We start from the raw sequence: 10,981 nt of genomic DNA, 5'->3' as shown, positions 1-10,981 counted from the left end.
GGTCACGGGGGGCTGGCGATGGCCGGGCACCTGGCGTTGATGGGATTCCAGGTGAACCTATTCAATCGCGGACGGCGCCGTATCCAGCCCGTGCAGGAGCGAGGTGGCATCCGGCTGGAAGGAGAGGTGAAGGGATTCGGCAAGGTGGCGCTTGCCTCCACCGACATCGCCGAGTGCCTGGAAGGGGTGGACGTGCTCATGGTGGTGGTGCCGGCCACTGGCCATCGCTACATGGCCGAGGTGTGCGCGCCGCACATCAAAGGGCACCAGATCGTGGTGCTAAACCCTGGGCGTACCGGCGGCGCCCTGGAATTCATGCACGTGCTCCGTCAGCATGGCGTGCAGGAGCTGCCCTTCATCGCCGAAGCACAGACCTTCCTCTACGCCTCCCGCGCCTTGGGGCCGGCGCACGCCAAAATCTTTTCCATCAAGGCGGCAGTGCCCTTGGCCACCCTCCCCGCGTACTGGATTCCTGGGGTGTTGAAGGTCATCAACCGCGCCTTCCCGCAGTTCGTCCCAGGCGACAATGTGTTCAAGACCAGCTTCGACAATATTGGCGCCGTCTTCCACCCGGCGCTGACCGTGCTCAATGCCGCCTGGATTGAGGAGACCCATGGCGACTTTGAGTACTACGTGCAGGGGGCGAGCCGTTCGGTTACGCGGGTGCTGGAGCGCATTGATAAGGAGCGGCTGGATGTGGCCGCGGCCTTGGGCATTCGCGCCATGAGCGCGCGCAACTGGCTCTACACCGCCTACAGCGCCACCGGCAAGGACCTCTACGAGGCAATGCACGACAACCCTGGCTATGTGGGCATTAAGGCGCCTGACCGCCTCCACCACCGTTACATCGACGAGGACGTGCCCATGAGCCTGGTGCCCATTGCTTCCATCGGCGAGATGCTGAAGGTGGAAACCCCCACCATCAAGGCCATCATCCATCTGGCCTCGCTCATGCGCGGGGTGGACTTTTGGGAAAAAGGTCGCACCGTAGATTCTCTCGGTCTGCGCGGCAAGTCGATTAGAGACATCCGGCTGCTGGCCGTCACTGGGGAGGTGTGAGACCGTGAGGCAGAAGTCAATTGTTGCCGCGGCCATCGGCGACTGCGTCCACGTTGCCGGCGTGCTGTCGTTCCTCCGCATTGCCGAGCACTATGGCTATCGGACACATTTTCTTGGGGCTGCGGTGGACGTGGATCGGCTGGAACGCGAGATCGAACGGCTGCGGCCGGATATGGTGGCCTTGAGCTACCGCCTGACACCAGAGACCTTGGTCCCGCTGTTGGCCCGAGTGCGCGCGATGGTGGAGGCCCATCACTGGCAGGACAAGGTGTGGTTGTTCGGGGGTACGCCCCCCGCGGCAGAGGTGGCCCGGCAAAGCGGATTGTTCACGGTCACGTTCGGCGATGCCACCCGTCCGCAGGTGGAGGCCTTTTTCGCCCGAAGGGCAACAGAAGCGCAGCCTTCCGGCCCGCCACCCCAGACCCTCATGGCCCGCATTACCGCCGCGGCCCCCCTGCCGCTCTTGCGCCATCACTTCGGCCTGCCGAGTCTGGAAGCAACCGTTGCAGGAGCGCGTCAACTTGCGTTGTCGGGGGCCATCGACGTGCTTTCCATCGGACCGGACCAGAACGCGCAGGCGTGCTTCTTCCGCCCGCAGGAGATGCGGCCGGAGCTTGACGGCGCAGGCGGGGTTCCACTACGCTCGCCAGCTGACCTGCGGGCCATCTATGAGGCCACCCGCTGCGGCAACTTTCCTCTGGTGCGCTGCTACTCAGGCACGCGCGACCTGGTGCGGTGGGCGGAGATGTTGGCCGAGACCATCAACGTGGCGTGGGGTGCGGTACCGCTTTTCTGGTACAACGTCCTTGACGGCCGCTCCAACCGGCTTCTTCCCGATGCCATCCATGAGAATCAGCAGGCCATGCGCTGGTATGCCAGCCGCGGCATCCCTCTTGAGGTAAACGAGGCCCACCACTGGAGTCTGCGCGAAGCACCTGACACGGTGGCGGTGGCCGCGGCTTTCCTTGCCGCTTACAATGCCAAGCGCATGGGGGCTCGCCATTACGTGGCGCAGTTCATGTTCAACACGCCGGCGCGCACCTCCGCGCCCATGGACCTGGCCAAGATGCAGGCCAAGGTCGCCCTGATCGAATCACTGCACGACGATGGATTTGTGAGCGTGCGCCAGACGCGCACCGGCCTGGCCAGCATGAGCGCCGCAGCCGACGTAGCAAAGGGGCAGCTCGCTGCTTCAACCTTCTACCAGCTGGCCCTGGAGCCGCACATTGTGCATGTGGTTGCATATTGTGAAGGGGACCATGCCGCCACGCCCGCCGAGATCATAGAGAGCGCCGGCATCGTGAGGGGGGTGATCCAGAATCGCACGCTGGGCCCCCTCCCAATGACCGAACACCCCCTGATCCGGGCAAGGACGGAGGAGCTTGTTGACGAGGCCAGGCTCTTGCTGGAGGCGGTGCGGGCGCTCCCCGCGCAGCACGTAGACGATCCTTGGACCGACCCCGACACCCTGGCGCGCGCGGTGCAGATGGGGCTTCTGGATGCCCCGCACCTGTGCGGCAATCCGCACGCCGCGGGCAAAGTGGCCACGCAGATGAAGAACGGCGCCTGCGTGGCCGTTGACCCGAAGACAGGGGAGGTACTGAAGGAGAAGGAAAGGCTCGCCCTCCTGCGCTCTTGAGGCCGCGCGTGGTGGTCCTGCGCACCGGTGGCACTCAGCTCCCCACCTGCGTTTCGTCCTCCCGCACCTTTGGTGCCATTGTAAAGCCCGTGAAACCAAACACAAGCAGGATCAGCACCGCCGCATAGTTCTGCACCGCCCACGGCAGGTACTGAAAAGGTGACACCCCAATGGTGCCGGTCACGTAAACCCCCGCCATGCTCCAAGGGATGAGGGGCACAATGATCGCCCCGCACTCCTCTACGATGCGGGAGAGGTTTTTCGCCGCCAAACCTCTCTGCCGGTAGACTGGGGCCAGCAGTTCCGCCGGTACGATCATCGACAGGTAGGAGCTGCCGGTGACCATCGCAGTCAGGATGGAACTGACCACCGTAGTGGCTACCAAGCTGCCCACGCGTGCGGTGAGCCCTTTGATGCGCTCAAAAATGGCCTGCAAGAGCCCGGTGCGCTGCATGATGCCGCCAAAGCTGAACGCGGTAAAGGCCACCAATTGCACACTCATCATGCTCATCATCCCCCCACGGGAGAGCAGCCTGTCTACCTCAGCTACCCCTGTCGCCGCCTTGTATCCGGTATCCATCGCACGAGCCACTTCCGGTATTGTCGCGCCCTGGAATACCACCGCCAGCGCTCCTGCGATGAGGGCCGAGAAAAGCATCCCTGGGAGGACCGGTTTCTTCGCCGCGGCAAAATAGAACACCACTACCAGGGGCAACAGCAAGAGAACGTGAAAACGGAAGTTTTGGCGGAGCGTTTCCATGATTAGGCGCACTGTCTCCGACTCGGTGGTTGCGGTGCCGTAGCGCAGGCCGACGACAAGGTAGACCAAAAAGCCAATCAACCACGCCGGCACCGCGGAGTAGAGCATGTGCTTGATGTGGTCAAAGAGGTTTGATGCAGCCACCGCCGGTGCCAGGTTGGTGACGTCGGAAAAGGGGGACATCTTGTCGCCAAAGTAGGCGCCCGCCACCACGGCCCCGGCAGCCGGCCCCGGGGGTATCCCTTGCGCCATGGCAATGCCCATGAACGCCACACCTAAGGTGCCGATGATGCCCCAGGAGGTGCCGGTGGCAAGAGAGGTCAGACTGCAGACGAGGCACGCAGTGACCAGGAAGAACCGGGGCGAAACGAGCTTCAGGCCGTAGTAGATGATCATCGGGATCGTGCCAGCGGCGATCCAGGCGCCGATGATGATGCCCACGCAGATCATGATGAGCATGGCGGGGAGGGCCTTGTGAATGCTTTCCACAATGCCCCTCTGCATGTCCTCCCAGCGAAAGCCCAAAATCAGACCAAGCACGCCGGTGATGAAGGCTGCTGCGATGAGCAACACCTGCGGCACGATCTTGTACACCCCGTAGCCGACGATCAGCAGCGTCATCATCGCCACGATGGGGAGCAAAGCCACGAAGAGCCCTGGCTTCTTGGTAGAGTCGTTTTCTCCGTTTGCAAAACTTTCCATTGTCCACCTCGTCTGTCGAGCACCGGCACCGCCCTATGAAGCAGAGCCGCAGGAAGTAGTGCCGGGGAGCGGACTGCTTACCTGCGGCTGTGCATTAGCTGTCGCACGCGCTTCGGTGGCGGCAGCGCGTGCCTCATGCCTTGCGAGAGGGCTGCTACATTCCCGTCAGCGGGTTCTTAAGCTCGAGCACGGTGACCTTGCCAAGCTGGTCCAGCGTACCTGGATGCTTGTCGTACCCCTTCCGACACGCCTCAATGTCACCCACCACCATAATGGTCATCTCGTGTGGCTTGATGTATTTCTTCGCCACTCGCATCACGTCCTCTTTGGTCACCGCCCGTATCTTGTCGCAGTAGGTGTCGTAGTAATCAAGCGGGAAGCCGTCGTACTCCAGCGAGGCAAAGGTGCTCATGGTGCCGATGGCGGTGGAGAACCGGTCCGGGAAGCTGTCCAGGAAATAGTTTTTCGCCGTCTCCATCTCCTGATCTGTCACTGGTTCTTTGCGAATGCGTTCGAACTCCCTTAGGATGAGCGAAATGGCATAGTAGACCGTTGGGGATTTGGTCTGGACATAGCCGTAGAAGGCGCCCGGAAACAGATGCTCGTTCGCAAAGCGCGAGCCGGTGTTGTAGGCAAGCCCTTCGTCTGAGCGCACCTTGCTGGTGATGCGGGAAGTGAAACTTCCTCCGCCAAGGATAAAGTTCATCACGTTGATGGCAAAAACGTCCGGGTTGGTGTCCTTAATGCCAAAGTGCCCGACGTTGACGTAGCCCTGGTTGATCTGCTTTTGGATCATAAACACGCCGGGGCGGTTCTTCACTTTGATCTCAGGCACCGGGGGCAGTTTCACCTGGCGGGGTTGCCACCCGGCGAACGCCTTTTCTAGCTTTTGCAGCATCTCCTGGCGCTGAAAGTCGCCGGCTACGGCCAGGATGATGTTGTTGGGCGCATAGTAGGCGCGGTGGAACTGCAGAAGATCCTCGCGGGTGATGCGTTCCAAGGACGTTTTGGTTTCCTCCCACACTAGGGGGTGGTCGCCATAGAGCAGCTTGCGGAACTCCCGTTCCAACACGGCGCGCGGCTGATCGTTCTTGGTCTTCAGGGCTTCGATGGCCTGATCTTTCCAGAGGCGGATCTTGTCTTCGGCGAACGCGGGATTCATGAGCATATCGGCAAAGAGCCCTAGCACTTCGTCGGTGTGGCGCGCCAGGCAGGACATGGAGGCACTGCCCGAGGTTGAAGTGATACCACTACCTATGGAGGCGCCAAGAAACGCGAGGCGCTCATCCAGCTCGTCGCCGCTGATGTTCTTGGTGCCGCCGGTGCGGAGCACGTCGCCGGCCATGCGCGCAAGCCCCTCCTTACCTTTGGGGTCATAGAGGCTGCCGGTGCGCACGGTGGCGCGTATGTCAACAGTGGGCAAGGTGTGATCCTCCGCAATGTAAACCACCATGCCGTTGGAGAGGACCACCCGATAGTCCTTTGCCTTGGGCGGCGCAAAAGTCAGTGGGCTAAACGAAAGTTGTCTCGGATGATCGGGAATCTGGGCGAAAATGGTCGCGGTGCTCGCCACCACGGCCACCGCCAGGAGAATCATAGGCAGTGTTCGCATATGCGCTCCTCCTCCGCTAAAAGAACACTGTGTGTTGTTCTACGATGAGCTAGGGCGCTTGCCCGGTGCGGGACGAGCCGTACGGTAGAGGAGACCTACTGTCCGGTTGTCCTTGGTGAAGTAGGTGTTCGCCACGCGCATGATGTCGTCGGCGGTCACAGCCTTCATGCGCTGCAGCGACTGCTGGAGATCGCGCCACCCCAAGCCAAGCTCGGCCCGGCCTAGGCGAGCGGCCAGGGCGTACGTGGAACGCAGGCTTTGAATGAAATTAGCCTCCGCCTGATTCTTGACTTTCTGCAGCTCATGCTCAGAGACCGGTTCAGTCTTCAATAGCTCGATCTCCTCGTACAGGGCCTGCTCCAGTTCATCTGGCGTGTGCCCGGCCTCGGACTTGGGACGCCCGCGGAAGGAGTACTGGCCGTCGTACATCATTCCTCCGCCGCCGGCGGAGGCCTCCACGGCGATGCCCTTCTCCTTCACCAGTTTCTTGTACAGCCGACCCGTAGTCCCGTTCATCAGGCCGCTGATGACGCGAAACACTTCATCGTCAGGGTGGCCCGCAGGTGGCACGTGGTACATGATGGTCACGGAGGGAGGGGCCTCCGCCTCGCCGATCACGCGCTTTTCGCAGTACTGCTTGGGCTCGGTGGTTCGGACTGGCTCCGGGTCCGGGCCGCGGGGCACCCGGCCAAAGTACTTTTCCGCCAGCGCGATGATCTCCTGCGGATTGATGTCGCCCACGTACACCGCGACCGCATTGTTGGGCACATAGTAGCGGCGGTTATACTCGATCATGTCCTGCTTGGTGACCTTCTGGAGGTCAGCATCCCAGCCGATCACGCTCCATGCGTACGGGGAGGCTGCCCAGAAGGTCGCTTCAAGCTGCTCCCGGAAAAAGTAGCCCGGGCTATTCTCGCTCAGGCGCCTCTCCTCGCGCACTACCTCTTTCTCGGAATAGAACTCGCGGAAATAAGGATGGAGCATGCGGTCGGACTCTAACCACATTTGCAGCTCCACCTTGTTGGAGGGGAGGGTGACGTAGTATCCGGTGATCTCCTGCCCGGTAGAGGCATTGAGGCCGGTGCCGCCGTTCTTCATGTACGTCTCCCATAGGTCGTCTTTGATGATGTAGCGCTTCTCGTACTTCATCAGGCTGTCGGCCTGCGCCTCCCACTGTCTGATCTTGGCCTGGTCACCGTCGCGCTTCCAGTACTTCTCGCGATAAATGAGCTGGTAAAGGCTGTCGATCTGGCGGTTCAGGGCATCGTCGGCTTCGAAATCGGTCACGCCGATGGTCCGCGTGCCTTTGAACATCATGTGCTCGTGAAAGTGAGAGATGCCAGTGATTCCGGGCCGCTCGTTGACCGAGCCCACGCGGTAGTAGATGTGGCAGACAACGCGCGGCACCTCGTGGCGCTCTACCATGAGGATTCTCAACCCGTTGTCCAGCGTGTGCTCGATCACCTGATCCTCAAGGTTGAGCTCCTGCGCCCTCAGGAGTGCTCCCATCCAGATCAGGGCGAGCAGACAAGCAAAGCCGATTTTTGCCGTACGTGCTCTCTCCATTGTGCAACTCCTCGTTTGGTTATTGTTGCAGGCGGCGGTTAGCTCCTTCCCCTTAGGAGCTCACAGTTCCTTAACCCAGATATTGCGAAATTCCACGTGGGCATCATGTCCCAGGAAGCCGATGTGCCCGCGGTTTCTTTTTAGGCCCGGGTGCGCGTGGCCGTCCGGCGTGCCTGCGAGGCTGACTTGGTCAAGGTCCACGTCCACAATGGTGGCGCCATTGAGCACAACCGTGACCCTGCGTCCGCGTGCGGTGACCTCTTGGACGTTCCACTCCCCGGCCGGCCGTAGGTGGCCACGGCGTGCAGGTGCCACCCCATAGATAGAGCCGTGGCATTGATAGGGCTTGATCTCGGCATAGGCAGGGTGCGAGTCATCCAGAATCTGCAATTCCATCCCCACGTAGGCAGCATCGCCCTCCAGCGGGGCGCGTATGGCTAGGCCATTGTTTGCCCCCGGCGTAAGCCGAAACTCAAACCTCAGCACAAAATCGGCGAATTCCTCAGCGGTGTAAAGGTTGGCGTAGGCTCCCTTTGGGCAGACGATTGCCCCATGCTCTACCTTGTACACATCGGTGGCGCCAACCCAACCGGAAAGGTCCGTGCCATTGAACAGCGAACGCCACTCGCCCGGTCTGGGAATCTCGCGGATGAAGATGTTCCGGAAATAGAGAGGTGAGCCGTGGCTTTGCAGTTCGATCTGCCCCTTGGGGAAGATGGGTTGGCTACGGTCCCAGTAGTTCTCCATCACCACGTCGTCCACCACGAGCTGGCCGTTCAACAAAACAGTCACACGCTCGCCCACCATGGTGATGTCGAAGGTGTTCCATTGCCCTGCGGGGCGATCGGCGCGGACCAGCGGCTTGCTCGGGTGGATCTGGTTGTTGTACAGGCCGCCTGACCCTTCCGGGTGCTTGGTGGCGTCCCAGATCTGCACCTGGGGCGAGCCGCGCAGATAGATGCCACTGTCGCCATCGCGTTCGATCTTCCAGTCCACCAGCAGCTGAAAATCCTCGTAGTCGCGGGCGGTGCAGAGGTGAGATCCTTTGCCGTCAAACACTAACACGCCGTCGACCACGTGCCAGTGGGCGCGCATCGTGTCATCAGCCGCGGCTTGAGCCTGTGCCAGCTCCTCGGCGCTCATCTGGCTGCGCGTGAGCGGATTGCCCACCAGACCCTTCCAGCCACTCAGGTCGCGTCCGTTGAACAGGGCCACAAACCCTTCCGGAGGCACGTTGGGCTCATCGGGCAGGGGACGAATCCTAATCCGGCGGTACCAGACCTCTTCGCCGTGGTGTTGCAGAGCGATGTGCCCGCTCCTTTCCAGGGCAAACCACGGGTAGTCTTTGAACTTGCTGCGTGCAATCAGCTGGCGCAGTGAGTCGCTTGTCAAGTCATAGCTGACCACCTGGTGCCCATTGAGCCAATGCTCCACGTGCGTGCCCTGCACCAGGATTTTAGCGCGGTTGTAGGACCCGACAGGTAGAAGGCGTTTGTTGTGGGGCGCAATGAGGCCGTATAAGGCACCGGCAGAGGTCCTCGGGTCGCGGCCGTCGGGGTGGCGCTGGTCATCGAGCACTTGCATCTCAGGTGCCGACTGCCACACGGCGTCCGCATCTTCGCTCACCCGGTAGAAAATGCCGCTGTTGCCACCCGGCGCCACTTTCCATTCCAGCTCAAGCTCAAAGTTGCGGTACTTGTCCTTGGTGATGAGGTCCACATGTTCGCCGCCCACGATGGTCTTCAGAGCCCCATCTTGCACCGTCCAGCCCGCAGAAGGGAACTCGGTGCGGTGAAATCCGCGCCAGGCGTCAGTTGTGTGACCGTCGAACAGCGTGACCCATTGCTCCTTGTTCCCACAGGCGACCAGCGTCACAAGAACTGCGCCTGCTCCTATGAATAAAGCCCGAACTGTCCTCATGCTCTCTCCCCTACGACCCGTTCATTTCGACCGACGCCTCAGCGGCAGCCAAGCTTTTTCAGGAATCGGATGCTCTCTGCCACCGCCGGCGACGGGTCTCGGCGCTCCTGCTCGTTCTCGTATTCTATGGTCAGATAGCCCTCGTAGCCCTGCCGGCGCAGTTCGGCCACCACCGCCTTGATGTCCGCCTTGCCTTGGCCGCAGGGCACATCGTACGCGTCGCGCGTGGCAAAGGCGTTCAGGTCCTTCAGGTGCACGTCCAGCACCCGGCCACGCAGCATCTTCAAGGCGTGGACGGGCACCACGCCGGTGCGTAGCCAGTGGCCGGTGTCCGCGCAGGCCCCGATGCGCCGGTCGCGCCCTTGCAGCTGCTCTGCCACCGTTTCCGGCCGCGCATACCGCGACGGTTCTGGGTGGTTGTGGATGGCCACCTGAATGTCATACTCCTGCACCAGGCGTTCCACCAGGGGCAAAGCGTCGAACTCAGGCTCCGCCACGATGGTGCCGATGCCCAGCCTGCGCGCAAAGTCGAATACCTGGCGCATGCTCTCCTCGTCGTGGCCCAGGTCCACCACGCCGTAGGCGACCAGCCGCAAACCTCGCTCTCGCAGCGCCTCCACCACCATGGCCTCCTGGTCTGCGCTCATGCGGTGGTCGAAGACTATCCCGGGGAGCCCTGGCGCCAGCGGCTGGCCTGGATAGGCTTGCACAGCCGTCACCCCCAACGCCTTGATCTGGTCCAGAGCTTCGAGAAAAGTGAATGCCCTGAACGTCCAGCATTGCACGGCGAGCGGCGGGCCTTTGCGAGTGCCGCTGCACCCCGCGCATGCGACCACCAGGAGCGCGCACCACATCGTACGCCACATAGCGGGAGTCTCCTCGGTTAGGGGCCTAACGATCGTGGTCCGATTCACCTCTTGCGCGGGTTCCACGTGCCTTGCGCCACCTGCGGCACAAAAGTCTCCAGGCCAGGAGGCGGAAACGCCAGTGTTTTTTCCTGTTCGGCGCTCATGTAGGCGGTCATGAGCAGTTCGGCCACATTCAACCCGTCGTCAAAGTTTTCCATGGGGCGCTTGCGCGCTAAGAACGACTGCACCATGTGGCGGTTTTCTGCCTCGTACCCGTACTCGCTTTCCTCGACGCTCACTACCGGCATGAGGCCCATTTCTGCATTCTGCTTTTCGACCAGGTCCTCGCCCGCCTCGCCCTTCACCTTGCGGCTGAAGAAAACCTTGAGGCCTGTATCCAAGGTGTTGATCGAAAGGGAGTACTCGGGACCCAGCAGCTCCATGCTCAGCCGCAGGCCTGCGCCCACGTAGCACCAAGAGGTGGTGGTCTCCACTACCAGCGGTTCGCCATGCTCGTCGTGGTATTCGATGAGCGAGCGGGCGAAATCCTCGGCGGGCCGGCGGCGATAGTCGAGCTTGCCGTCGCTGTACTTCTTCAGATGTCGGACGTACTCGGGCCGCTGCCATTTGAGGCAGGAGGTGTGGGCCGTGACCTTCACCGGGGTGAGCACTGATCGTGGGGCACCTGGAGGGGTGAGCATAAAGCGGGCCGCCTCCACCGAGTGGCACATCATATCGTTGAGTACGCCGCCTCCCTGCAGTGTGCCCTCCCAGAACCAGGGCATATGCGGACCGCTGTGCTCCTCCGCAGCCCGGGCAAGGTAGGGGCGCCCGGCTATCGCCGCCCCGCGCGTCCAGATGATCTGCTTGCCCCT

At 61.7% G+C, this 10,981-nt stretch carries 8 protein-coding genes; 2 read left to right on the top strand and 6 right to left on the bottom strand.

Annotated elements, in window-relative coordinates; genetic code table 11:
- The coding region (locus tag ONB25_14570; protein ID MDZ7394108.1) for an NAD/NADP octopine/nopaline dehydrogenase family protein at positions 1 to 1,059 on the top strand (1,059 nt) is incomplete at its 5' end.
- A 4-nt stretch (positions 1,060 to 1,063) separates the two neighbouring features.
- The gene (locus ONB25_14565; protein MDZ7394107.1) at positions 1,064 to 2,698 is read left to right on the top strand and encodes a cobalamin B12-binding domain-containing protein; all 1,635 of its coding nucleotides are present in this window, start codon (positions 1,064 to 1,066) and stop codon (positions 2,696 to 2,698) included.
- A 34-nt stretch (positions 2,699 to 2,732) separates the two neighbouring features.
- On the opposite strand, the gene nhaC is transcribed toward ONB25_14565, so the two are convergent.
- From nhaC to ONB25_14535, 6 genes are all read right to left on the bottom strand, one after another.
- The gene (gene nhaC / locus ONB25_14560) at positions 2,733 to 4,160 is read right to left on the bottom strand and encodes a Na+/H+ antiporter NhaC (protein MDZ7394106.1); all 1,428 of its coding nucleotides are present in this window, start codon (positions 4,158 to 4,160) and stop codon (positions 2,733 to 2,735) included.
- A gap of 154 nt (positions 4,161 to 4,314) precedes the next feature.
- The gene (locus tag ONB25_14555) at positions 4,315 to 5,772 is read right to left on the bottom strand and encodes an insulinase family protein (protein MDZ7394105.1); all 1,458 of its coding nucleotides are present in this window, start codon (positions 5,770 to 5,772) and stop codon (positions 4,315 to 4,317) included.
- 39 nt (positions 5,773 to 5,811) lie between these two features.
- Positions 5,812 to 7,338 (bottom strand): insulinase family protein, encoded by a 1,527-nt coding sequence (locus tag ONB25_14550; GenBank protein ID MDZ7394104.1) that lies wholly within the window; start codon positions 7,336 to 7,338, stop codon positions 5,812 to 5,814.
- Between the two features lie 60 nt (positions 7,339 to 7,398).
- On the bottom strand, positions 7,399 to 9,258 hold the full coding sequence (locus ONB25_14545) for a DUF1080 domain-containing protein (GenBank protein ID MDZ7394103.1): 1,860 nt from the start codon (positions 9,256 to 9,258) through the stop codon (positions 7,399 to 7,401).
- A 38-nt stretch (positions 9,259 to 9,296) separates the two neighbouring features.
- Positions 9,297 to 10,124 carry a sugar phosphate isomerase/epimerase gene (locus tag ONB25_14540; GenBank protein ID MDZ7394102.1) on the bottom strand — a complete coding sequence of 276 codons (828 nt, stop codon included), beginning with the start codon at positions 10,122 to 10,124 and terminating at the stop codon, positions 9,297 to 9,299.
- Between the two features lie 44 nt (positions 10,125 to 10,168).
- Positions 10,169 to 10,981: gfo/Idh/MocA family oxidoreductase (locus ONB25_14535; GenBank protein ID MDZ7394101.1), on the bottom strand; the 813-nt coding region annotated here is incomplete at its 5' end.

This window comes from candidate division KSB1 bacterium (assembly GCA_034506335.1).
GTDB lineage: Bacteria > Zhuqueibacterota > Zhuqueibacteria > JANLFK01 > Oleimicrobiaceae > Oleimicrobium.
This window is presented reverse-complemented; position numbering and strand designations above follow the sequence as displayed.